Annotated in this window: 21 protein-coding genes and 1 riboswitch; of the genes, 6 read left to right on the top strand and 15 right to left on the bottom strand. The window is 70.2% G+C overall.

Annotation, left to right across the window (positions count from 1 at the left end; genetic code table 11):
• Nucleotides 1–29: 29 nt before the first annotated feature.
• The 10 genes from I0C86_RS25970 to I0C86_RS25925 all read right to left on the bottom strand — a co-directional run bounded on the left by I0C86_RS25970 (nt 30) and on the right by I0C86_RS25925 (nt 10,883).
• Nucleotides 30–758, bottom strand: a complete 729-nt coding sequence (locus I0C86_RS25970) for a GntR family transcriptional regulator (RefSeq protein WP_196203899.1) — start codon at nt 756–758, stop codon at nt 30–32.
• A 150-nt stretch (nt 759–908) separates the two neighbouring features.
• On the bottom strand, nt 909–2,111 hold the full coding sequence (locus I0C86_RS25965) for a dipeptidase (protein ID WP_230394788.1): 1,203 nt from the start codon (nt 2,109–2,111) through the stop codon (nt 909–911).
• Nucleotides 2,112–2,160: 49 nt separating this feature from the next.
• A complete protein-coding gene (locus I0C86_RS25960; protein ID WP_196203898.1) occupies nt 2,161–3,150 on the bottom strand; it encodes an ABC transporter ATP-binding protein in 990 nt (329 codons plus the stop codon).
• Nucleotides 3,137–4,126 (bottom strand): ABC transporter ATP-binding protein, encoded by a 990-nt coding sequence (locus I0C86_RS25955; protein WP_196203897.1) that lies wholly within the window; start codon nt 4,124–4,126, stop codon nt 3,137–3,139. The genes I0C86_RS25960 and I0C86_RS25955 overlap by 14 nt, the downstream gene beginning before the upstream one ends.
• The gene (locus tag I0C86_RS25950; protein WP_196203896.1) at nt 4,126–4,995 is read right to left on the bottom strand and encodes an alpha/beta fold hydrolase; all 870 of its coding nucleotides are present in this window, start codon (nt 4,993–4,995) and stop codon (nt 4,126–4,128) included. Before I0C86_RS25950 ends, I0C86_RS25955 begins: the two co-directional genes overlap by 1 nt.
• Complete coding sequence (locus I0C86_RS25945; protein WP_196203895.1) at nt 4,992–6,167, bottom strand: M24 family metallopeptidase; 1,176 nt, start codon at nt 6,165–6,167, stop codon at nt 4,992–4,994. Before I0C86_RS25945 ends, I0C86_RS25950 begins: the two co-directional genes overlap by 4 nt.
• 3 nt (nt 6,168–6,170) lie before the next feature.
• Complete coding sequence (locus I0C86_RS25940) at nt 6,171–7,064, bottom strand: ABC transporter permease (protein ID WP_196203894.1); 894 nt, start codon at nt 7,062–7,064, stop codon at nt 6,171–6,173.
• The gene (locus I0C86_RS25935; RefSeq protein ID WP_196203893.1) at nt 7,061–8,014 is read right to left on the bottom strand and encodes an ABC transporter permease; all 954 of its coding nucleotides are present in this window, start codon (nt 8,012–8,014) and stop codon (nt 7,061–7,063) included. The genes I0C86_RS25940 and I0C86_RS25935 overlap by 4 nt, the downstream gene beginning before the upstream one ends.
• A gap of 32 nt (nt 8,015–8,046) precedes the next feature.
• Nucleotides 8,047–9,684, bottom strand: a complete 1,638-nt coding sequence (locus I0C86_RS25930; protein WP_323373848.1) for an ABC transporter substrate-binding protein — start codon at nt 9,682–9,684, stop codon at nt 8,047–8,049.
• A complete protein-coding gene (locus I0C86_RS25925) occupies nt 9,681–10,883 on the bottom strand; it encodes a dipeptidase (protein WP_196203892.1) in 1,203 nt (400 codons plus the stop codon). The genes I0C86_RS25930 and I0C86_RS25925 overlap by 4 nt, the downstream gene beginning before the upstream one ends.
• A gap of 599 nt (nt 10,884–11,482) precedes the next feature.
• Between I0C86_RS25925 and I0C86_RS45180 the strand changes: the two genes are divergently transcribed.
• The gene (locus I0C86_RS45180; RefSeq protein ID WP_196203891.1) at nt 11,483–12,436 is read left to right on the top strand and encodes a GlxA family transcriptional regulator; all 954 of its coding nucleotides are present in this window, start codon (nt 11,483–11,485) and stop codon (nt 12,434–12,436) included.
• Between the two features lie 16 nt (nt 12,437–12,452).
• Nucleotides 12,453–13,076, top strand: a complete 624-nt coding sequence (locus tag I0C86_RS25915; protein WP_196203890.1) for a DJ-1/PfpI family protein — start codon at nt 12,453–12,455, stop codon at nt 13,074–13,076.
• Between the two features lie 80 nt (nt 13,077–13,156).
• Here the strand turns inward: I0C86_RS25915 and I0C86_RS25910 are convergent, their stop codons facing one another.
• Nucleotides 13,157–13,639: a MarR family winged helix-turn-helix transcriptional regulator gene (locus I0C86_RS25910; RefSeq protein WP_196203889.1), complete on the bottom strand. Its 483-nt coding sequence runs from the start codon at nt 13,637–13,639 to the stop codon at nt 13,157–13,159.
• 87 nt (nt 13,640–13,726) lie between these two features.
• Here I0C86_RS25910 and I0C86_RS25905 point away from each other — a divergent pair, with 87 nt between their 5' ends.
• The gene (locus I0C86_RS25905; RefSeq protein WP_196203888.1) at nt 13,727–14,125 is read left to right on the top strand and encodes a hypothetical protein; all 399 of its coding nucleotides are present in this window, start codon (nt 13,727–13,729) and stop codon (nt 14,123–14,125) included.
• Nucleotides 14,126–14,171: 46 nt separating this feature from the next.
• On the opposite strand, the gene I0C86_RS45175 is transcribed toward I0C86_RS25905, so the two are convergent.
• Complete coding sequence (locus I0C86_RS45175) at nt 14,172–15,854, bottom strand: condensation domain-containing protein (RefSeq protein ID WP_196203887.1); 1,683 nt, start codon at nt 15,852–15,854, stop codon at nt 14,172–14,174.
• A 348-nt stretch (nt 15,855–16,202) separates the two neighbouring features.
• Here I0C86_RS45175 and I0C86_RS25895 point away from each other — a divergent pair, with 348 nt between their 5' ends.
• Nucleotides 16,203–16,862: a phosphatase PAP2 family protein gene (locus tag I0C86_RS25895; RefSeq protein WP_196203886.1), complete on the top strand. Its 660-nt coding sequence runs from the start codon at nt 16,203–16,205 to the stop codon at nt 16,860–16,862.
• 15 nt (nt 16,863–16,877) lie between these two features.
• Here the strand turns inward: I0C86_RS25895 and I0C86_RS25890 are convergent, their stop codons facing one another.
• The 3 genes from I0C86_RS25890 to I0C86_RS25880 form a co-directional block, all read right to left on the bottom strand.
• Complete coding sequence (locus I0C86_RS25890; protein WP_196203885.1) at nt 16,878–18,209, bottom strand: diaminopimelate decarboxylase family protein; 1,332 nt, start codon at nt 18,207–18,209, stop codon at nt 16,878–16,880.
• Nucleotides 18,206–18,601 carry an Lrp/AsnC ligand binding domain-containing protein gene (locus I0C86_RS25885; RefSeq protein ID WP_196203884.1) on the bottom strand — a complete coding sequence of 132 codons (396 nt, stop codon included), beginning with the start codon at nt 18,599–18,601 and terminating at the stop codon, nt 18,206–18,208. Before I0C86_RS25885 ends, I0C86_RS25890 begins: the two co-directional genes overlap by 4 nt.
• A 216-nt stretch (nt 18,602–18,817) precedes the next feature.
• Nucleotides 18,818–19,645, bottom strand: coding sequence for an SDR family oxidoreductase (locus I0C86_RS25880; protein ID WP_230394787.1), 828 nt, complete (start codon nt 19,643–19,645; stop codon nt 18,818–18,820).
• 296 nt (nt 19,646–19,941) lie between these two features.
• A riboswitch (cobalamin riboswitch) is annotated at nt 19,942–20,177 on the top strand.
• Nucleotides 20,178–20,377: 200 nt separating this feature from the next.
• Between I0C86_RS25880 and I0C86_RS25875 the strand changes: the two genes are divergently transcribed.
• Nucleotides 20,378–22,825, top strand: a complete 2,448-nt coding sequence (locus I0C86_RS25875) for a ribonucleoside-diphosphate reductase subunit alpha (protein ID WP_196203900.1) — start codon at nt 20,378–20,380, stop codon at nt 22,823–22,825.
• A 38-nt stretch (nt 22,826–22,863) separates the two neighbouring features.
• Entirely contained in the window at nt 22,864–23,859 is a 996-nt protein-coding gene (locus tag I0C86_RS25870) for a ribonucleotide-diphosphate reductase subunit beta (RefSeq protein WP_230394792.1), read from the top strand.
• Nucleotides 23,860–23,984: the final 125 nt, after the last annotated feature.

The raw sequence follows: 23,984 nt of genomic DNA, 5'->3' as shown, positions 1-23,984 counted from the left end.
GACGGTCACCCCCCGACGGTCACGTCCGACTACGCGCCCCGGGTGATCCGCAGGGTCAGTACGTCGGTCCGGACCATGATGTGACCGTGGAACAGGGCGGTGTCCTCGGCGTTGTAGCCGATCTGGGTCGCGTTGACCAGCGGATGCCCGATCGGCACCCCGAGCCGGTCGACCGCCTCCTCGTCGGCGAGTACGGCGACGAATTCGATCTCGGCCCGCCGTACCGGCATCCCGGTCGCGTCGGCCAGGAACTCGAACATGTCCAGGTCGATGCTGACCAGGCCGGACGGGTCGAGGTGACGGTCGCCGACGCTGAGCGGCAGGTGATCCCGGATCCAGGCGGCGGCGACGCCGTCGACGGCGAAGAGCCGGTCGACCCGCCACACCGGCGAACCGACCGGCAACCCGAGGATCTTGGCGCAGTCGTCCGGGCAGGAGGCGCGGCTCACCGCCGCGTCCTGGAGCGCGGGGCGGTGCCCGGTGGCGGTGATCCGGTCCCGCAGGGCGGTGACGTCGCCGATCGACACCGGCACCCGCTCGGCGGGCTCGCGTACGAAGGTGCCGACCCCCCAGGTCCGGGTCAGTACGCCCTCGGCGGCGAGCTGGCCGAGGACCTCCCGTACGGTGGCCCGGCTGACCGCCAACCGGTCGGCCAGTTCCCGCTCGTTGGGCAGCTTGTCGCCGGTCAGGAACTCGCTACCGATCAGGTCGCGCAGTTGACCTTGCGCGGCCTGCAACGCGGTTTCGCGCCGAGCCATCACTTCCACCTTCCCGCTCCACGCCGCCACCGCGTTCGATCGACCGCTGGGCTGCGCCCTGACTGCCGAACTCGGCGTACGGAGTGTAGTAGTTGGACACCCGTCCGACCGATCTGCGCACGGGTGCCGTCGTTCCGCCGTGACCCGTCCTTACCAGACCTGCTCCAGTACCCGGATGGTGTTCCCGCCGACGACCTTGGCGATCTCGTCGTCCGAGTAGTCGTGCTTGACCAGCCAGCCGACGATGTTGCCGAACGCCTCGCCCGGGTTCTCCGCTCCGGAGACGTACTCCACCCGGGGGTGCGCCGGCTTGTTGCCGGCGTCCTTGCCGTAGTTGCCGGCGTACACCTTGTGCACCCCGACGTGGTCGCCGAACATGGTGTCCGGGCCGAACGTCACGTGGTCGATGCCGACCAGGTCGACGCAGTAGACGAAGTGGTCCATCACCGACTCGAGCGAGTGCTCCGGATGGGCCTCGGACAGGGTGGTGTGCGGGGCGGCCTCGATGCCGATCACCCCGCCCCGTTCGGCGCAGGCCCGGATCACGTCGTCCGGCTTCATCCGGGAGATGTTCCAGACCGAGCGGGCGCCGGCGTGGGTGATGAAGACCGGTACCTGGCTGGCCTCGATGACGTCCAGGCAGGTCTGGTCGCCGGAGTGCGAGATGTCGATCGCGATGCCGAGCTTGTTCATCCGGTCCACCGAGCGCCGGCCGAAGTGGGTCAACCCACCGTCCCGGGCCTCGGATAGCCCACCGCCGAGCATGTTCGCCTGGCTGTACGCGATGCCGAGCTGCCGGACGCCGAAGCCGTACAGGATGTCGATCCGGTCGAGTTCGTTCTCGATCGGGCTGCTGCACTCCAGCCCGGCGACCAGGGCGAGCCGGCCGTCCCGCTTCGCCGCCCGGATGTCGGCCAGCGAGGTGGCCAGCGTGACGTAGTCCTGCTTGTAGAGGTCGCTCATCCGCATCCCGAGGGCGTAGATCAGGTCGTTCCACTTCCAGCCGTTCTCGCTGGTCACGCAGGAGGCGCCGGCCATGAAGTTGTCGAAGACGGCGGTAAGGCCGGACCGGGCCAGCCCCTCGTAACCGGTCCGCTGCCGGGCGGTCCGGTTGTAGGTCCGCAGCTCGCGGACGTCCTCGGGCAGGATGACCGGGTGCTCGTGCAGGGAGATCGCGATGTGCTCGGCCAGCAGCCGGGTGACCCGTTGCCGCTGCGCGCCGGTGAGCCCGAGGTCGTGTTCGGGCACCCGGCCGACCTCTGCGGCCAGGTCGAAGACCCGGTAGTCGGCATGTGGCTCCAGGTACGAGTAGGACTTGTGGCCCTGGTACCGGGACGCGGGTTCTTGCAGCAAAGCTCTCTCCTTAATGCGGGACGGTGGTCGTGGGGTGCCGTGGGCGGCGTCAAGCGGCCAGCGGGTAGTGGCAGGCGACCGCACGCTCGTCGCCGGCCAGCGGGGGCTCGGTGGTGGCACAGGTTTCCGTGGCCTGCCAGCAGCGGGTCCGGAACCGGCAGCCCGACGGCGGGTTGACCGGACTCGGCGGGTCACCGGCGAGCAGGATCCGTCGCCGGTCGCCCCGGCCGACCGGTTCCGGCACCGGCACCGCCGACAGCAGTGCCTTGGTGTACGGATGGGCCGGTGCGTCGTACAGCGTCGCCTCGGGGCCGCTCTCCACCAGCTTGCCGAGGTACATCACCGCGACCCGGTCCGAGATGTGCCGGACCACCGACAGGTCGTGGGCGATGAAGACGTACGCCACGCCCAGTTCCCGCTGTAGTCGTTCCAGCAGGTTCACCACCTGGGCCTGGACCGAGACGTCGAGCGCGGAAACCGGCTCGTCGCAGACGATCACGTCGGGTTGCAGGGCCAGCGCGCGGGCGATGCCGATCCGCTGGCGCTGCCCGCCGGAGAACTGGTGCGGGTACCGGTCGAGGTGCACGCTGGGGTCGAGGCCGACCAGGTCGAGCAGTTCCCGGATCCGGTCCAGCCGGCGCTTCCGGTCCAGCGCGTCGGGGTGGATCTCGAACGGCTGGAGCAGGATCTCCCGTACCGTCCGCCGGGGGTTCAGCGACGTGTACGGGTCCTGGAGCACGATCTGGATCCGCCGGCGCAGGGCCCGCAGGTCCCGGCCCCGGGCCGCGTGCACCACCGCGTCGCCGAAGCGCACCTCGCCGGAGGTCGGCCGCTCCAGCCCGACCAGCATCCGGGCCAGCGTGCTCTTGCCGCAGCCGGACTCGCCGACCACCCCGAGGGTCTCGCCTCGGCGCAGGTCGAAGGAGACCCCGTCGACGGCCTTGACCACGCCGCCGGAGGTGAACGGAAGCCGACCCTTGACCGGGAAGTGCCGGACCAGGTTCTCGACCCGGAGTACCCGCTCGTCAGTGGCTGACATGCAGCAACTCCTCCCGGTGGTGGCAGGCGCTGGCGCGGCCGGCGGGCAGCGGTTCCAGCGCGGGCAGCGTGGCCCGGCAGACGTCGTCGGCCCGGGGACAGCGAAGGTGGAACGGGCAGCCGCTGGGCAGCCGGGCCGGGTTCGGCGGGCTGCCGGGAATGGCGTACAACTCCTCGTCGCGCCGGTCGATCCGGGGCATCGAGGCGAGCAGACCCTCGGTGTACGGATGGGCCGGGCCGGCGAAGATCTGCTCCACGGTGGCCCGTTCGACGATCCGGCCGGCGTACATCACCGCGACGTCGTCGGCGACCTCGGCGACCACGCCCAGATCGTGGGTGATCAGCAGCAGCCCCATCCCGCTGTCCCGCTGGATCTCCGCGATCAGTTCCATCACCTGCGCCTGCACGGTCACGTCCAGCGCGGTGGTGGGCTCGTCGGCGATCAGCACGTCCGGCTCCAGCGCGATCGCCAGGGCGATCATGATGCGTTGACGCATCCCGCCGGAGAACTGGTGCGGATAGTCCCGGGCCCGGTCCTTGGCGGCCGGGATGTGCACCCGGTCGATCAGTTCGACCGCGCGTCGCCGGGCACCGGACCGGGACATTCCCCGGCGTACCCGGAGCAGTTCGCTGAGCTGGTCACCGACGGTGAAGACCGGGTTGAGCGCGGCCATCGCGTCCTGGAAGACCATGCCGATCTCCTCGCCGCTGACCCGGTCGCGTTGCTTCGGCGCGAGGGTGAGCAGCTCCCGTCCGCGTAGCCGGACCGAGCCGGCGACCCGGGCGGGCGGCACGTCGAGGATGCCCATCACCGCCTGGGCGGTGACGCTCTTGCCCGAGCCGGACTCGCCGAGGATCGCCAGCGTCCGCCCGGGCTCCAGCTCCAGCGACACCCCGTTGACCGCGTGCACGGCGGTCGCGTCGCCGCCGGGCCCGGGGAAGCTGACCCGCAGGTCCTCGACCTCCAGCAGGGCCATTACCGGATCCCGGCCGAATCGAGGAAGTCCCGGACGGTCCGCTGGAACAGCTCCGGTTCCTCCAACTGCGGCGAGTGGCCGGAGTGCTCGAAGACCACCAGCCGGGCGTCGGGGACCAGGTCGGCGATGACCTGCGAGGCGGCCACCGGGGTACGCCAGTCGTGCCGGCCGACGGTCACCAGGGTCGGGCAGGTGATCGTCGGAAGTTTCGGCTTGAGGTCGTACCTCGGCATGTTCTGCCCGAACGCGGCGTTGTGGGTCCGGTAGTGGAACCGGGTCGCCGCGAGCCTCGCGGCGTCCTTGGCCGGGTCGTGCTGGTGGTCGTAGAGCGGCAGGATCGCCTTCCAGTACTCCCGGAGCTGGTCGTTGCTCTCGAACCGGCCGGTGCCGATCCGGTCGATGGCCCACTGTGGAATGACGGTCCGGTCGGTGCTCTTCGCCCGCTCCACGGCGAGGTGGTCGTGCGCGGTGTCCGGGGCGGTGTCCCGCAGGACCAGCGCGGCGACCCGCTCGGGGTGCGCGATGGCGTACTCCAGGGCGATGAACCCGCCGTACGAGCCGCCGGCCATCACGATCCGCTCGTAGCCGAAGTGCGCCCGGATGGCGTCCACGTCGGCGACCCACTGTTCGTGGGTGAACGGCTCGTCGTCGCTGGACTCGCCGGAGCCCCGCGCGTCGAAGACGATCACCCGGAACCGGTCCGCGAACGGGCCGAACGAGCGCTTCGGCTCGGACCGGGAACCGAGTCCCGGCGCGCCGTGGTGCACGATCATGGCCGGTGCGTCCTCGGGGCCGAACGCCTCGACCACCAACTCGGCACCGTTGATGTGCAGCCGACCCGAAAAGTTCGTCGGACTTCCGATCGTCATCGGACCTCCTCGATGATGTTGGATGCGAGATCGCGCGGATAGCCGGTCAGCCGGCGCGGGCCGTTCTCCTCCACCAGGACGGTGTCGGAGATCCGGTAGCCGGCGTGGCCCGGGACGTACACCCCGGGCTCGCTGGAGAGCAGCATCCCGGGCTCGAGCACGGTGTCGTCGCCGTCCTCCACCCAGGGCGCCTCGTGGTTCTGCAACCCGATGCCGTGGCCCTGCCGGTGCCGGATAAAGTCGCCGAGCCCGTGCCCGCGCAGCACGTCGAGACAGGTCTTGTTGACCTCGGCGCAGGTCCGGCCGGCCCGCATCGCCTGGGTGCCGACCTCCTGCGCCTCCCGGTCGGCCTCGTAGTAGCGCTGCTGTTCGGCGGTCGGCTCACCGACCACGAAGGTCCGTTCGCTCTCCACGAACCGGCTCGCCACGGCCGCGCCGAGGGACAGGATCAGGGTGTCGCCGGGCCGGATCCGCCGCCGGGTCGGCAGGCCGTGCGGCAGCGCCGAGTTCGGGCCGGCGTAGACCAGCCCGCCGGCCAGCTTGGTGGTGTAGACCACCAGGTCGTAGTCGGCGTACATCCGGTCGGTGCCGTAGCCGATGACGTGCCGGGCGATCTCGTCCTCGCGGGGGAGTGCGGTACCCCGGCGCAGTGCGTCGGCGATCAGTTCACGGCCGGCGCCGAGCATCTCGTCGCAGATCCGTGCCGCCGCCTCGTGGAACGGGATCTCCTCGGGAAACTTGCGGAGCCGTAGCCTGGCCACCGCGTCGGTGGTGACCAGCGTGCTGCCGCCGAGTGCCCGGGACAGCGCCCGGTACGCCCCGATCGACAGCCCGGCGCTCACCCCGATCTGCTTCGGTCTCCGGCTGGCCAGCGCCGCGCCGAGGGTCTGCTCGGCGGTCACCACCCCGGGAAACTCGAAGTAGCTGACCGTCTCGATCGTGACGCCCTGCTGGGCGGCGTACTCCTCGTCGAGGCGGGGGATCACCAGCAGCGGGTCGCCCTCGCGGGGCATCCACAGGTAGACCGGTCGTTCGGTGGCGATGTAGAAGAAGCCGGAGAGGAACGCGACGTCGGCCGAGGTGGTGGCCAGGAACCCGTCGAGGCCGCGTACGTCGAGTGCGTCGCCGAGCCGGGCACGTACGGTCGAGTAGAAACTGTCGGGCAGACGCACTGGTCAGCCTCCGTTCCGGCGGGGGTCGCGGATGTCGTTGAAGCGCATGCCGGCCACCGTCGCGGCGAGTACCAGCAGCAGGATCGCCAGCGACGGGAAGAGGGTCTGCCACCAGGCGATGGCCACCACACCGCTGCGCTGGGCGTTGAGCAGGATCCGGCCCCATGACCAGGCGTCCGGGTCGCCGAGGCCGAGGAAGCTCAGCCCGGCCTCGGAGATGACCGCCCGGGACGCGGTCAGCAGCACACTGACCACGATCAGCGGTACCACCGCCGGCATGATCTCCCGGGTGACGATCCGCCAGCCGCTGGCGCCGAGCACCCGGGCGCCGTCGATGTAGGGCATCGCGGAGACCACCAGGCCCTGCGAGCGGATCAGCCGGGCCACCTCGGGCCAGGCGAAGACGCCGATGATCACGGTCAGCGTCCAGACGCTCGGGCTGACGATCGCGGCCAACATGATCATCAGGGGCAGGGTGGGCAGCGCCAGCATGACGTCGGTGACCACGGTGCCGATCGCGTCGACCCGCCGGAAGTACGCCGAGGCGAGCCCGATCGCCGTGCCCAGCACGATCGCGATCAGCGAGGCGGCCACCCCGATCAGCAGGCTGGTCCGGGTGCCCCAGACCACCTGGGCGAAGATGTCCTGCCCGAGGTCGTCGGTGCCGAACCAGTGCCCGCCGGACGGGGCCCGCAGCACGTCCGCGCCGGTTCCACCGGGTTCGTCGGCGATCAGCGGGGCGAAGACCGCGAGCAGCACCATCACCACCAGGACCAGGGCGGCGAGCAGCCCGGACGGCTGGCGCAGGAAGGTCCGCCACGCCGAGCGGGTACCGGGCCCGACCTCCTGGACCGGGACCGCCGCCGCGGCCGGGTCCGTCACCAGCGGGCTACTCATAGCCGGATCCGAGGGTTGAGTACCGCGTACAGCAGGTCGGTGAGCGCGTTGGCGACCACCACGGTGATGGCGAGCATGATGAACGCTCCTTGCAGGACGGGATAGTCGCGTTGCCCGACCGCCTCGTAGATGAGCCGGCCGACCCCGGGGTACGCGAACACGGTCTCGGTGAGCACCGCGCCGCCGACGAGGGTGCCGAGTTGCAGGCCCATCAGGGTCAGGGCCGGAAGGATCGCGTTGCGCAGGGCGTGTTTCCACAGTCGACGCCGGCCGGACAGGCCCCGGGCCCGGGCCGCCCGGATGTAGTCCTCACCGAGGACGTCGATCAGGTTGGTCCGCAGCGTCAGCGCGTACGGGCCGAGTTGCACCAGCACCAGCGACGCCACCGGAAGCACCAGATGATGCGCCAGGCTCAGGTAGGCCGCCGCGCCCCGGGTGTCCGGGTCGATCGCACCGCCGATCGGGAACCAGCCGAGCTTGGCGCCCAGGTACACCAGCAGCAGCATCGCCACGCTGGGCACGAAGAGCGCGTGCCCGCCGATGCCGAATCCCTGGAGCAGCTTGTCCGGCCAGCGGCCCCGGTGCGCCGCCGCGTACACCCCGATCGGGATGCCGACGGCGATGGTGAGCAGGAACGCCACCCCGGCGAGCAGCAGGGTCCAGGGCAGCCGGTCGAGCAGGATGTCGGTGACGGGCTGGATCTGCCGGAACGAGATGCCGAAGTTGCCGTGCAGCAGTTCGCGCAGGTACGAGACGTACTGCTCCAGCAGCGGCTGGTCCAGGCCGTACGTCTTGAGCAGCGCCGCCCGCATCTCCGGCGTCATGTCGCCCTCGACCATGAGGGTCGTGGGGTCCCCCGGAAGTAACCGGAGCAGGAAGAACGTCGCGGTGATCGCTATCCAGATGGTCAGTACGGCCTTCAGCGCCCGGTTGAGCACGAAGCGTGCCACGGGGGACCCCCTCCCTTCTCTCTAGGAGCCGGTCAGCCGACCGGCTTCACCTGGGCCAGCGAGTACGCGGTGACCATGCCGAGCAGGTCGGACGGCGATGCCTCGAAGCCGCCGAACTTGCTGGCGTTGTAGGCGAACTGGAAGTTCTCCACGTACAGCGGGGTCAGGTACGCCTGCTCGTGCACCACCTTGTCGATGTTCTTGATCTTGGTGGCGAAGGCCGCCGGATCGGTGGTACCCGCCGCGTCGTTGATCAGCTGGTCGATCTCGGGAGACTTGAGCAGGTTGTAGTTGATCCCGCCCGGGTTGCTGGACAGGTAGGTGCTGCGGAGCTGGTCCATCGGGTTGTCGAAGACGCCCCACTGCGACGCGTCGATGTCGTACTTGCCGTCCTTGGTGCGGGACAGGAACGTGTTCCGCTCCACGCACTCGTTCTCCAGCTTGATTCCGGCCTTCGCGGCGCTTTCCCGGAACAGCTGCACCACCCGGGTGATGTTGGCGTTGGACTGGTCGCAGGCCACGCCCAGCTCCAGGCCGTCGAAGAGCCCGTCGCCGTTCCCGTCCTTGTAGCCCGCGGCGGTCAGCTTGGCCTTCGCCCCGGCCGGGTCGAACGGGTACGGCTGGATCTCGGTGTTGTCGTAGTCGGCGAAGATCGGTGAGATCGGGCCGGACATCTGCTGCGCGTCACCCTGGAGCACCGAGGAGATGATCGACTTGGTGTCGATCGCCATCGACAACGCCTGCCGGACCTCCTGCTTGGCCAGGTCCTTGTTGTTCATGTTGTAGGTCAGGTGGGCGAAGCCGAGCGCGCCGACCTTTGTCATCTTGATCTTCGAGTCGCTCTCGAAGGTCTTCGCGGCCGACGCCGGGACCGGGGTGCCCATCAGGTCGATGTCGCCGTTGCGCAGCGCCAGCATCATCGTGTTCACGTCCGGGTAGAGCCGGTACTCCACCTTGCTGACCGCCGGCTTGCCGCCGGGCGCCAGCGGGTACTTGTCGTTGCGCTTCATCACGTACCGCTGGCCCTTGGTGGCGCTCTCCAGCACGAACGGACCCGCGCCGACCCAGTTCGAGTCGTTGGCGAACTTCGACAGGTCACCGGCGCCCTCGAAGACGTGCTTCGGCACGACCGACATCCAGAACCCGACGCCCTCGGCGAACGGCGCGTACGGCTGGGAGAGGTTGAACTTGACCGTGGTGGCGTCCGGCGCCTCGATCGAGGTGACCCAGGTGAGCTTGGCGGCGACGTTGCCGAGCTTGTACTTCATGATCGACTCGGCGCTGAACTTGACGTCGTCGGCCACCACCGGCTTGCCGTCGGTCCAGGTGAAGTCGTCGCGCAGGTGGAACACGGCGGTCTTGCCGTCGTTCTCGTACGTGTAGTCCTTGGCCAGCTCCGGCGCCTTCTTGGCGTTGGCGTCGATCCGCAGCAGGTGCGGGTACATCGCGTTGAGGATCCAGGAGTCGGTCTTGCTCAGCGACTGCAGCGGGTTGAAGTTCGACACGTCGGTCGTGGTGCCGATCCGCAGCACCGTGTCACCCGCGGCACCGTCGCCGGAGGCTCCGTTGTCCTCGTTGAGCCCGCACCCGGACAGGCCGAGCGCGGCCGCCGCGCCGAGCGCGACGGCGGCCCGCCAGCGACGGGCGCGGCCGTTGATTGACTTGCTCACCAAACCTCCCGAAGAACGCGAATGATGTTGCCGCCGATGACCTTGGCGATCTCGTCATCGGAGTAGTCGTGCTTCACCAGCCAGCCGACGATGTTGCTGAAACACTCGGCCGGGTTCTCCATCCCGGACACGTACGGCACCCGGGGGTGCGCGACCGCGCCGTGCGCCTTGCCGATCGCCAGGTGTCCGGTGAAGGTGTCGTGCAGGCCGACGTGGTCACCGAAGTTGGTGTCCGGTCCGAACGCGACATGGTCGATGCCGACCAGGTCGACGCAGTAGACGAAGTGGTCCATCACCGACTCGATCGAGTGGTGCGGATGCTCCTGCGAGAGCGTGGTGTGCGGGGCGGCCTCGATGCCGATCACACCGCCACGGTCGGCGCAGGCCCGGATCACGTCGTCCGGTTTCATCCGGGGGGTGTCCCACACCGAGCGGGCCCCGGCGTGGGTGATGAAGACCGGTACCCGGCTGGCCTCGATGACGTCCAGGCTGGTCTGGTCACCGGAGTGCGAGACGTCGATGGCGATGCCGAGCTTGTTCATCCGGTCGACGGCGCGCCGGCCGAAATGGGTCAGCCCGCCGTCGCGCTCCTCGGACAGGCCGGAGCCGAGCATGTTGGCCTGGCTGTACGCGATGCCCATCTGGCGGACGCCGAAGCCGTACAGGATGTCGATCCGGTCCAGCTCGTTCTCGATCATCGTGGCCGCCTCCAGCCCGGCCACCAGGGCGAGCTGGCCGTTCCGCTTGGCGGTGAAGATCTCTTCCAGGGTGGTGGCCAGCACGACGTAGTCCTGCTTGGCGACGTCGGCGAACCGCAGGCCGATGTCGTAGATGACGTCGTCCCACTTCCAGGCGGCCTCGCTGGTCACGCAGCCGGTGCCGTTCATGAAGTTGTCGAACACCGCGGTCATGCCGGACCGGGCCAGTCCCTCGAAGCCGAAGGAGTTGCGTCCGGTGCGGTTGTAGTCACGTAGCTGCGTGACGTCGGCCGGCAGGATCTTCGGGTGTTCGTGCAGTGAGATCGCGGAGTGGTCGCGCAGCAGCCGGGATACCCGGTCGCGCTGGGCGTCGGTCAGGCCGAGATCATGTTCGGGGACCCGACCGAGTTGTGGCGCGAGGTCGAACACCTTGAAGTCGACCTGCGGGGTCAGATAGTCAAACGATCGGTATCCCGCATAGCGGGAAGCACGTTCCTGCACTAGCAGCTCACCTCGGCACGCTCAGAGGCATGAGGATGGAGGTCTGACCTCCTGCCTTTCCGGGACCGTACGTGAGGGCCGTACGGGTTGGGAAGTCCTCGTGATCCGACCGTTATCAAGGTCGGGATCGGCTAACTGACCGCGAAATGCGCTGGTAACAAGCGCGTGATGGATCGGTCGACGCTCCGCCGGGGGTGCGGTCGCGACTGTTTGCTCCAGTCGCCGCGATCCGGAATCGGCCGTTCGGAGGTCTGACCACTGCCATTCCGGAACGAGATCTTGACCGTTTGTCGGCTCGTCGGCGGAACCGCTCCGATCAGATGCTGGGATGCGCGGCCGGACAGCCGGCGGTCACGGCTCGACTTCGGCAGCCGGCGAACCGCCCGCCACGGATGCGGGATGAACCCGGGCCAGGCCCAGGTGAGCAGGGCGCCACCGGCCGGGGCCAGCCGATGTCGCGGGGAACATGGGGGAACTGCGGGCCCACCGGACGGCGTGCCAGGTCGTCACGGTGGCCGGCAGTGTTCCCCGACGGGGATGGCGGAAATCGTCAGTAGCGTGTCATTGCCGCCAGGGCCGGTGCCGGAAACGATGGTCCGGTGGACAGTCACCGCGTCGTCTTCGTGATCTTCCCGGGTTTCCAGATCCTCGACCTGTCCGGCCCGCACGAGGTGTTCGTGCAGGCCAACCGGCTGGCGCCGGGGTACGAGTTGGAGACGGTGGCCGGGACCGTCGGTTCCGTCCGGGCCAGCGGCGGCCTGGGCATCACCCCCGACGCGACCATCGACGAGTTCGCCGGCGGCCGGATCGACACGCTCGTGGTGGTCGGCGGGCCGGGGCGGACACAGGCCTGCGCCGACCGCCGGCTCATTGACTGGATCGCCGCCGCCACCACCCGCTCCGGACGGGTCGCCGCCGTGTGCAGCGGCGCGTTCCTGCTGGCCGAGGCCGGTCTGCTCGACGGCCGGCGGGCGGTCACCCACTGGGGAAGCTGCGCCGAACTGGCCCGGCGGTATCCGGCGGTGACGGTCGAACCCGACCCGATCTTCGTAAACGCCGACGGCGTCTGGACCTCCGCCGGGGTCACCGCGGGGATCGACCTCGCGCTCGCGCTGGTCGAGCAGGACAGGGGCGCCGAGACGTCCCGGGCCATCGCCCGCAGCCTCGTCATGTTCGTCCAGCGCCCCGGCGGCCAGTCCCAGTTCAGTACGCAACTGGCCGCACAGCGTCCGGTGCACGACCCGCTGCGGCAGGTCCAGGTGTGGATCGCCGACCACCTCACCGAGGACCTGAGCGTGCCGGCCCTCGCCAACCGGGCCGGGATGAGCGAACGGCACTTCGCCCGGACGTTCACCGCGCAGACCGGGCAGACCCCGGCCGCGTACGTGGAATCCGTCCGGGTCGAGGCTGCCCGACGACTGTTGGAGAGCACCGACGTCCCGGTCGGGGCGATCGCCCGGGGATGCGGCTTCGGCACCGTCGAGACCCTGCACCGGCGGTTCAAACGCACCATCGGGGTCACCCCCGGCCAGTACCGCCACCACTTCGCCTGAGCCTACGGAGCCCTCGATGCGCATCGTTCTTCCGCTCTTCGACCGGTTCACCGCGCTTGACGCGGTCGGCCCGTACGACGTACTCAAGCTCCTGCCCGGTGCCGAGGTGGTCTTCGTCGCGGCCGGTGCCGGGCCGGTCCGGAACAGTGCCGGCAGCCTCGCCCTTGTCGCCGATGCCACGCTGGCCGAGATCGACTCCTGCGACGTGCTGGTCGTGCCCGGCGGCCCCGGCGTCGACGAGCACGTCGAGGGCGGACCGCTGCTGGACTGGATCCGCCGGATGCACGAGGGCACCCGGTGGACGACCTCCGTCTGCACCGGATCGCTGCTGCTGGGTGCCGCCGGGCTGCTGCGGGGGCGTACCGCCACCACGCACTGGAGGCGGGCGGACGTGCTGACCTCGTTCGGTGCGACCTACACCCCGCAGCGGGTGGTCGGCGACGGCAGACTGATGACCGCCGCCGGCGTCTCCGCCGGGCTCGACATGGCGCTCACCCTCGCCGCGACCCTCGCCGACCGGACCACCGCCGAGGCCATCCAGCTCGCCATCGAGTACGACCCGCAGCCGCCCTTCGACGCGGGCTCCCCGGCGAAGGCGTCGCAGGAGGTGCGCGACCGGCTGGCGGCGGGACTGCGCTGACCCGCGCTCCGAGGGTTCATATCATCGCCGCGCCGGCTCCTGCGCCGTGCCGACACCGTCGCCTCGCAGACCCGGCGCCGTCACTTCGGGGTGCCGTCGGTGCCGGGTGGGGGGAGCAGTTGCCGCAGCGCGCCGTCGAGGGCTCGGCGGATCTCCGGCGGAAGGTGTCCGAAGAGTTGCTGCCCCACCTGGCCGGCGATCTGCTGCGCCTCGCTCACCCGCTGCCGGCCCTGCGTGCTCAGATGGACGGCGTGGGCACGACGGTCCCCGGGTACGGCCCGGCGTTCGGCCAGGTTCTGCCGCTCGAGCTCGTCGACGATCCGGCCCAGCGATGACTTGTCGAGGTCGAGCAGGTCGGTGAGTTGACGCTGGGTGAGCGGCCCCCGGCTGTCCAGTACGGCCATGGTGGCGAAGTGCCGCTCCTCGATCCCGAGCGGGCGCAGCGCGTCGTTGAGTAGCTTCTGGCAGCGTCGGTGCACCGTGCTGATCAGCATGCCGGTGGCGACGTCCCTGGGCAGGAAGGCCAGCGGGGACGCGTCGGATCGGGATCGCGCGGCGTTCATGCCTGGATCCTAGGGCGCGAGCAAGATACTCTCACTTGAGAAGATCTCAGTCGGCCCTTCCCGGGATGAATTCGAGGAGACTGCCCCGTGCGTGAAAGTGCGAGCGTCACCGTTCCGTCCGGCCCGTCAGACCGCCCGGCGGCAGCCCGTGCCCGGCGCGACCCGGCCACCATCCTGCTGTGGGTGCTGGTGCTGGAGCACCTGTACGCGCTGGTCACCCCGCCGTACGAGGTCGGCGTCGAGCACGGCTTCCACCTCAGCTTCGGCATCGCGTACGCCTGGCTGGCGCTGGGATCGCGATTCGACCGGGGCTGGCGTCGGGCGCTGTTGACCGCCCTGCTCGCCATCCAGTTCATCGGCAGGTTCTTCGTCTTCGCCCTGATCACGGACACCTGGATCAGGGCGAGCCTCGTGCCGGGCGCACTGATCACCCTCGTCCTCATCGCGCTGCTCTGGCGCCGACCGAAGGTCGTCTCGGCGCTGTAAGGCCGACCGTAAGACCCGCTCACGGTCCGGCAGGCGGAGCGGGGAACTACACCGCTGGGCCGTGCTCGCGACCGGGCAGGGACAGCTCGGACAGTGGGCGCTCCGGATCGGCGGCGAACTGGACGAGCAGGACCGTCAGCTGGGCGAGCAGGTGTTCGACCGTTGCCTGCCGGACACGGCGTCGGTCGTACGTGATGTGCAGACCGAGCCGTTCGCCCGGTACGACGAGCAGGGTCAGCGGATGGTGCGATGACGACCACCGGCCCTCGAACCGCATCGACAGGGTCGACGCGTCGCTCGTACCGGTGAACAGGTCGTTGTCGACCGGGTAGTTCTCGAAGTCGACCAACGTCTCGAACAGCGGCGAACCGGGAGGCGTCCCGGTCCAGGCCTGGATCCGGTCCAGCGGTACGTGGTCGAACGGGCGGGACAGCGCCTGATGCTGTTGCAGTTGTCGTAGCCAGGCGCCGACGGGCTGCTCGGGGTGGATCCTCACCCGGACCGGCAGCATGTTGACGAGCGGCCCGACCATGTTCTGCGACTCCACGGCCTCCGCCCGTCGGCCGGACACCGTGGCGCCGAAGACGACGTCGGTCTCCCCGCTGTGCGTCGACAGGAGCCAGGCCCAGCATCCGTGCAGCACGGTCTCCAGGGTGATCCGCTGCTGGCGGGCGGTCTCGTGCAGCCGTGCGGTGTCGTCGCCGCTACATTCGACGCGGTGCTCGGCGAACGGGTCCGCCACCGCGGACGCGGCCCCGGGCCCGATCGCGTCGGCCGGCCCGAACACGTTCGCCGGCCCCGGGGCGCCCGTGGGCCCGGGTACGTCGGCCAGCCCGGACCTGTCACCCGGCCAGAACCGACCCCTCGACCCGGGCACCTCCACCGGCCGGGACACCGCTGTCGCTCCTGGCTCGGCTGTCGTCCCCGGCCCTGCTGTCGTCCCCGGCCCTGCTGTCGCTCCTGGCTCCGCTGCCGTCCCTGGCCCCGCTGTCGCCCCGGCCACCGGCGCCGAGGGGGAGGCATCGGGCGTACCGAACTCGTCCTCGGGCCCGTCCGGCTGGTCGGTCGGAAGTGGCGTCGGCGCGGACCGCCCGGCCAGCTCGGTGCGCCAGAACTCCTCCGCGCCGGTGAGGTCGCGGCTGGCCAACCAGGCGACATGCTCCCGGAACGGTGCCGGTGTCGGCAGTCCGGCATCCCGGCCATCGATCGCCGCCCGGTACTCCTCAAGCGCCTCCCGGAGCAGGATCGGGAAGCTCCATCCGTCGATGACCAGGTGATGCGCGGTCCACACGAACAGGTGCTCGGTTTCGGACACCCGGAGCAGGGTGAACCGGGACAGCGGCGGAGCGGTCAGCGCGAACCCCCGGGCCCGGTCGGCGGCGAGGAACTCCGCCAGGCCGCGTCGACGCTGGCAGGCCCGCATGGTCCGCAGATCCTCGACGTACCACTCCGGTGCCGGTGCCGTCGGCACGACGACCTGTACCGGCTCCTCGAGTCCGTGCCAGACGAACCCGGTCCGCAAGGTGGCGTGGCGGGCGATCACCCGGCTCCAGGCGAGCTGGAAGTCGGGCACCCGCAGCCGGCCGCGGACGATGAGACGTACCTGTTCGAGATAGCTCGTCGGGGTCGGGCCGGGGCCCGGGCTCGGTTCGGCGAGAACCTGGCGGAGGACGCCACGTTGGACCGACGAGAGTGGATAGCTCTGCTCGACGTCCACCTGACTTGTCACTTCGACACCCCCGGCATTCGGATCGCAACTGGCGCAACCGGGTCAGGGTGTACCCGCAGCGTGAAGAGAAGTGGAAGCCTCATGTGGGCAGCGACAACTCCCTGTCCGATCAACTGCCTACAAGGAACCGGCGACTCGTGGCACGGTGGGACCGCTCCGTCGACGCCGAGTGTCGCCGACGTTACCAGGGGTGGTGCGTTGCTGTCTCGCTCCGGCGCCCGGGTCGGCGTGTACGAGTCGTCCCGGTCGCCGATTCCGTCCCCGGAGGGATGCAGGAGTCGGTAGATCGGGGAGATCTCAGGGCAGCACGGGAGGCGAGCCCGCCGACACGTCGCCCAGACTGTCCTCATGCTGACGCACACCGATCTGGTGCCGGCCCGTCCACCGGCCGGCCAGCGCCGGTCCGTGATCGTGGCGGGGACCACCGCCGTCGCCGCCGTCCTGCTGGCCGGGGGGCTGATGCACGACCGGGTGCCACCGCTGGACGCCTGGATCCTGGCGAACCTGTACGCCCCGGCCGACGGAGGCCTCGCCGGTCTGGCCACCGTGGTCAGTGGCGCGGGCACCCTGGCCACCCTGGCCATGCTACTGATCGCTTTCGGTCAGCTGGTGGTACGGGGTCGGCGACGGGCGGTGGGGTACGCCATCCGGCACCTGGTGCTGCTGGTCGGCTGCCTCACCCCGATGCTGCTGCAGGCGGTGTTCCAGCGGCCGGGTCCCCCCGTCGTCGCGACGGACTGGACGTATCCGAGCGGGCATGCCGTCGTCGTGACCGCCGCCGCCCTCACCACGGTGCTGGTGTCCCGACCCCTGTCCCGCGGCTGGCGGGTGCCGACGGCGGCGACGGCGGTCACCGCCGTGCTGCTCGTGGCGGCCAGTCGGGTGCTGTTGGGCGAGCACTATCTCATCGACGTCGTGGCCGCCGTGCTGGTGACGGTCGGCGTCGGGCTGCTGCTCGCGGCGGCGCTGCGGCTGTGGCCGGCGAGCCGTGGCCGCAGCGCCGCCTGACGGGTTCCCGTCCAGTCAGGCCGCTTCCCGTTCGTCCACGTCGCGCAGCAGCATGTCGTCGGAGGACTCCCGGCGTACCAGGGTGCTGATCCGGCCGTCCCGGGCGCTGAGCAGCGGCGGGCGGCCGACCAGGTGGTAGTTGGAGGCGCGGGAGTGGTGGTACGCCCCGGATCCGGCCACCGCGAGCAGGTCACCCGGATGTACGTCGGCCGGCAGCGTCAGCGCCGGGACGATCACGTCGTCGGCGTCGTTGTGCCGGCCGACGACGGTGGCCCGCACCGGCTCGGCACAGGTGGTACGTCCGAACAGCACGGCGCTGTGCCGGCCGCCGCAGAGCGCGCCCGACGGACAGTCGGTCATGCCGCCGTCGACGGCGACGAGGAGGTGCCCGTCCGGGCCCCGGTTCACCGACACCACGTGGTAGAGCGTGATACCGGCCCGGGACACGATGGCCCGACCCGGTGACACCGTCAACCGCGGAACCGGAACATCGTGCCGATCCGCCGCCAGCCGCAACACGGACCGGATCCGGCCGGCGAAGGCGGCCAGGGCGAGGCTCGGATCGCCGCCCGAGTAGGCGACGGCGTGGCCACCGCCGAGATTGAACTCCGCCGGCTCGACGCCGTGTCGGGTCCGCATTTCGGCGAGGAACTCCAGCACGCCACGCACCTCGCGCTCGTACACGCTGAACCGGCTGACCTGGTGACCCACCGAACAGTCCACTCCGACCAGGGACAGCCGGGGTTGGGCGACGATCCGGGCCACGGCGGCCGCCGCCTCGCCGGAGTCGATCCGCAGCCCGAACCGGCAGTCGGTGCCCTCGGCCGGCTCCGCACTCCCGAGCACCCGCAGCAGGACCCGCTGGCCCTGCGGTGCGGTCGCCGCCAGCCGGGTGATCTCACCGAGCGACTCGACGACGATCGTGCCGACCCGGCCGGTGTACGCGGCCTCGAGGTCCTCCGGCGTCTTCGCGCTGCCGTACAGGACGATCCGGTCGGACGGGAATCCGGCGGCCAGGGCGACCCGGAGTTCACCTGCGGAGCCGACGTAGAGCCGCAGCCCCTCGGCGGCGAGCCACCGCACGATGCCCCGACTGAGCAGGGCCTTCGCGGTGTACGCGACACCGTCGGGACCGAACGCGGTCAGATAGTCGCGGCACCGCTGCCGTACGTCGGCCTCGTCGAGCACGTACGTCGGCGTTCCGTGCCGGGCCACCACGGCCGTCATCGCGACCCCGCCGATGGTCAGGTCGCCGCGCTCGCCCCAGGCCGCCGTCGCCGGCCAGACCTCGGTCAAGGGCGCACGCAGTGAGGAGCGCAACGACGGGATGATGTCCGACAGGGTCATCGTCCGGTCCCCGATCCGACCCGAAGGTCTCCGCGCTGGCGGTTCCGTGCCGCCGACCGTCGCCGGACCACGGTTCCGGACTGCTTCGTCGGGTGCGCCTCCACCGGAATCGGTTCGGTCGGGCGCTGTCCTGCCGCGCCGATCACGAGGTGGGTGCTGGTGGCGCTCGCTCCGCCCCGGATCCGCATGGTGGTGATCAGCCGGTCCAGTTCGGGCAGGTCCCGACACGAGACGTGCAGTACGAGGTCGATGTCGCCGACGACCTGCCAGGCGGCCCGAACGGAGGATTCGCCGGTCAGGAACCGCCGGAACCCCGCCCGGTCGGGTCCGGGGAGCCGGACGAACACCAGGGCCTGGACGGCGGAGAGCGACTCCGGTTCATTCGTTGTCACGAGACCGACGGTGGCGCGCCGGACGGCGATCCGCCAGTGCCCTTGACGTCCCCGCTACGGCCGCGCCGGTTTCCCGCACGTGGCCCATACGCGGCCCTCCTTGCCAACCGGTACGGCGAACTGACGACCCGGCACGGGGACCTCTGGTGGTACGCGTCGACGATCGGCTTCGCCAGCGTGCTCGGAACCGGGTACCGCCGGATCCGGCGCACCTCCCTAGTCCAGCCGTCCGGCTCTGTCGACGAGGTAGTCGTGCCAGCTGATCCGCCTCCGGTTCCCGGTCGCGCTGGTGAGCGCTCCGGCGCGAAACGCTCGACCCAGCCGGCCCGGCACGGGTAGCCGGAGCAGCGGCCGGCGGACCTGCCGGACGGTCAGCCAGTCGCGGAGGCCCTCGGCGAAACCGAGCACCGTCGGTCCGGCGAACTCCTCGATCGCTCCGGCCGGAGCGGCCGTCACCCGCGACACCAGGTGTGCGGCGACATCGCGTACGTCCACCGGTTGCCCGACGATCTCCGGGTCGACCGGCAGAACGGGCAACCGGGTCAGCTTGGCCATCGCCTCGTCCAGCAGGTCGTGGAACTGGGTGACCCGGAGCACCGTCCAGGGCACCGGCCCGGCCGCCACGATCGCCTCGGCCTCGATTTTGGCCTTGAAGTACGGCCACGGCATCCGGTCGGCGCCCACGATCGACAGGTACACGAGGTGTCGTACCCCGGCCCGGCCGGCGGCCTCGACCAGTCGGCGGGTGCCGTCCACGTCCACCTTCCGGGTGTAGCCCCGCTGGTACGGCGCCGAGGCCAGGTGGACGACGGTGTCGATGTCCTCGACCGCCGGGCCGAGACCCTCGCTGGTTGCCAGATCCAGCCGCACCCAGCCGACCCCGGCCGGATTCCTCCGGGCTGGGTCCATCCGGGCTGGGTCGATTCCCGGACCATCCGCCGGTGCGGTGCGACTCGTGGCCCGGACGGCGTGCCCGGCGCGGGCCAGTTCGGGGGTCAGCACCCGGCCGAGGCGTCCGGTCGCCCCCGTGATCAGGATGTTCATCGGATCTTCCCATCTCCCGCCCGGTCGGCCCGGCCCGACCCGATGGCCCGGCTGACGATGTCGGCGACTGCTCGTGGTTCCACGCGGGGCAGACGGGACAGGGCCGGGCGATGTGACCGGCGACGACGAGGACGTGGAGTGACCGACCCGTCCCGGCCGGACCGTCGGGCTCCGGTTTCGGCTCGGCGGGACCGGCCGGTCCCTCGGGTCCGTCCCATCGCCTCGGCCGGAACGTTGCCGGCAGCCTGACACGCCGACACGACATCTTGGGTGTGACTTTCCGAGCAACCCTATATATGGTGTTGATCGCAGCTGGTTCGGCCCCGTCGTCCGACGGAGGCCGAGGCAAGAGGGAACCCGGTGCAAGTCCGGGACTGCCCCGCAGCGGTGAGTGGGAACGACCGCCGTCATCACGCACTGGGTTCGTCCGGCCACAAGCCGGGCCGCCCGGGAAGCGACGGCCAGTAGGAGAACACGGGCTCGTCCGTGCCTGCCCGCGAGTCCGAAGACCTGCCAGCGCGCCGCGTACGAACCCGTGCGCGGCGGTTCGAGGCCGCGCGGGACGGCCGACGCCACCGACGTACGCCGTTGCGGTGCCCGTCGGCGTCCTCCGCGTGCCCTCGAACCGAACCGGACCGAGCTCGCGAGGAGAGAGTTGTGACGGTCACCGAGGTCCCGCCGGTCGATTCCGGGGCGGACGACGATCCCAGCACCGCCCCCCGACGTCCCCAGATGCGGGTGCGTAAACGTAACGGCGATACCGAGCCGGTCGACGTCAACAAGATCGTCCGTGCGGTGGAACGCTGGGCGGACGACCTGACCGACGTGGACCCGCTGCGGGTGGCGACCCGGACGATCAGCGGCCTGTACGACGGTGCCAGCACCGCCGAACTGGACCGGCTGTCCATCCAGACCGCCGCCGAGATGATCGGTGAGGAGCCGCAGTACTCCCGGTTGGCCGCCCGGCTGCTGGCCGGGTACATCGACAAGGAGGTTCGGGGCCAGGGCATCGCCTCGTTCAGTCAGGCGATCGGGCTCGGTCACCGGCACGGGCTGATCGGTGACGAGACGGCGGAGTTCGTCCGGCTCAACGCCCGCAAGCTCGACGACGCAGTCGACCCGGACGCCGACCGGCGGTTCGAGTACTTCGGACTCCGTACGGTCTACGACCGCTACCTGCTGCGGCATCCGACCGACCGGCTCGTGGTGGAGTCTCCCCAGTACTGGCTGCTGCGGGTGGCCTGCGGCCTGTCCCGTACGGCGGGGGAGGCGATCGGCCTCTACCGGCTGATGGCGTCGCTCGCCTACCTGCCCAGTTCGCCGACGCTGTTCAACTCCGGCACCCGGCACACCCAGATGTCGTCCTGCTACCTGGTCGACTCGCCGCGCGACGAACTCACCTCGATCTACGACCGGTACGCCCAGGTGGCGCACCTGTCGAAGTTCGCCGGCGGGATCGGCATCGCCTGGTCCCGGGTGCGCTCGCGCGGCGCGCTGATCCGGGGCACCAACGGTCAGTCCAACGGGATCGTGCCGTTCCTGCGCACTCTGGACTCGTCGGTGGCGGCGGTCAACCAGGGCGGTCGGCGCAAGGGCGCGGCCTGTGTCTACCTGGAGCCGTGGCATCCGGACGTCGAGGAGTTCCTGCAACTGCGGGACAACACGGGCGAGGATGCCCGGCGTACCCACAATCTCAACCTGGCGAACTGGATTCCGGACGAGTTCATGCGGCGGGTCGAGGCTGACGGGACGTGGTCGCTGTTCGATCCGGACGAGGTGCCGGAGCTGCCCGACCTGTGGGGCGAGGCGTTCGACGCGGCGTACCGGGCGGCCGAGGAACAGGGCCGGTTCGTCCGCCAGGTCAAGGCCCGGGACCTGTACGGCCGGATGATGCGCACGCTGGCCCAGACCGGCAACGGCTGGATGACCTTCAAGGACACCTCCAACCGGCTGTGCAACCAGACCGCCGAGCCCGGCAACGTCGTGCACCTGTCCAACCTCTGCACCGAGATCATCGAAGTGTCCAGCGACAGCGAGACCGCCGTCTGCAACCTGGGCTCGGTCAACCTCGCCGCCCACCTGCTGGCCGACGCCGGAACCGGTCGCGGAACCGGGATCGACGCCGACGCCTGGGTCGAAACCGGTACCGGTAGCGGGACGGATGAGGTCGGCGATCGGATCGACTGGGAACGACTGCGCGACACCGTCCGCACCGCCGTGACCTTCCTCGACCGGGTGATCGACATCAACTACTACCCGAGTACGGCGGCGGCGGCGAGCAACCCGCGCTGGCGCCCGGTCGGGCTCGGCGTGATGGGACTACAGGACGTCTTCTTCGCACTCCGGATGCCCTTCGACTCGGCGCCGGCCGTGGAACTGTCCACCAGGATCGCCGAGGAGATCTACCTGACCGCACTGGAAACCTCGGCCGACCTGGCCGAGCGGTTCGGCACCCATCCGGCGTACCCGTCGACCCGGGCGGCGGCCGGTCAGCTCCAGCCGGACCTGTGGGGGGTTTCCGGCACCCAGCCGGAGCGCTGGGCCGCGCTGCGGAACCGGATCGCGGCACACGGGTTGCGCAACTCCCTGCTGGTGGCGATAGCCCCGACCGCCACCATCGCCTCGATCGCCGGCTGCTACGAGTGCATCGAGCCGCAGGTGTCGAACCTGTTCAAGCGGGAGACGCTCAGCGGCGAGTTCCTCCAGATCAACGCCGCGCTGGTGGGGGAGTTGAAGGCACGCGGGTTGTGGACCGAGCAGATCCGGACCGCGATCAAGCGGGCCGACGGCTCGGTGCAGGGCATCGACGAGCTGCCGGAGGAGGTGCGCCAGCTCTTCCGTACCGCCTGGGAGTTGCCGCAACGGGCGCTGATCGACCTGGCCGCCGCCCGCGCGCCCTACGTCGACCAGTCCCAGTCGCTCAACCTCTTCATGGCGGCGCCCGACATCGGCCGGCTCAGCTCGATGTACCTGTACGCCTGGAAGTCCGGCCTGAAGACCACCTACTACCTCCGCTCCCGCCCCGCCACCCGCATCCAGCAGGCCACCGTCGGCCTGGGTGTAAGGAAGGGCCCCTTGTTATCGCTTTCTGTTGTAGAAGGGTCCCTTCCTAACAACTCAGACGACGAGGTGCTGGCCTGTTCGTTGGAGAACCCCGAGGCATGCGAGGCCTGCCAGTGAGCACGATCGACGGAACCACCGACCGGCGCGGGGCGCCGATGCTGCTCGACCCCGGCATGGACCTGACACTGCGCCCGATGCGCTACCCGCACTTCTTCGACCGGTTCCGGGACGCGATCAGGAACACCTGGACGGTCGAGGAGGTCGACCTGCACACCGACCTGGCCGACCTGGACCGGCTCTCCCCGGCGGAGCGGCACCTGGTCGGCCGGCTGGTGGCGTTCTTCGCCACCGGCGACACGATCGTCGCCAACAACCTGGTGCTCAATCTCTACCAGCACGTCAACTCACCGGAGGGCCGGCTCTACCTGTCCCGGCAGCTCTTCGAGGAGGCGGTGCACGTCCAGTTCTATCTGAACCTGCTCGACACGTACGTGCCGGACGAGGGGGAGCGGTTCGCCGCGTTCGCCGCGATCGAGAACATCCCCTCGATCCGCCGGAAGGCGGAGTTCTGCTTCCGCTGGATCGACTCGGTCTTCGAGCTCCGCGAGTTGAAGACCCGGGACGACCGGCGGGCGTTCCTGCTGAACCTGATCTGTTTCGCCGCCTGCATCGAGGGGCTGTTCTTCTACGGCGCGTTCGCGTACGTCTACTTCCTGCGCTCGCGCGGCCTGCTGCACGGGCTGGCCTCCGGCACGAACTGGGTGTTCCGGGACGAGTCCATGCACATGGCGTTCGCCTTCGACGTCGTCGACACCGTACGGCGGGAGGAGCCGGACCTGTTCGACGACGAGCTGGCCCAGCAGGTCCGGGAGATGATCGCCGAGGCGGTGGAGTGCGAGGTGCAGTTCGCCGAGGACCTGCTCGTACAGGGGGTTTCCGGGCTGTCCCTGCCGGACATGCGGGAGTACCTCCAGTACGTGGCGGACCGTCGGCTGGCCCAGCTCGACATCGCCCCGCTGTACGGGTCGACAAACCCGTTCGCGTTCATGGAGTTGCAGGACGTGCAGGAGTTGTCCAACTTCTTCGAGCGGCGGGTCTCGGCGTACCAGGTCGGGGTCGGTGGCACGGTCCGATTCGACGACGACTTCTGATTCCCGGCGACGGCGCCACAGGCTGGGGCGGGAGCGCGACCACTCGGTCGCGCTCCCGCTCGGCTACGCGAGGTAGCGGATCGTGCCGCGCAGCGCGGGCGTTCGCGTACGACCTGGTGATCCCG

The sequence above is a fragment of the Plantactinospora alkalitolerans genome (assembly GCF_015690345.1).
GTDB lineage: Bacteria > Actinomycetota > Actinomycetes > Mycobacteriales > Micromonosporaceae > Plantactinospora > Plantactinospora alkalitolerans.
This window is presented reverse-complemented; position numbering and strand designations above follow the sequence as displayed.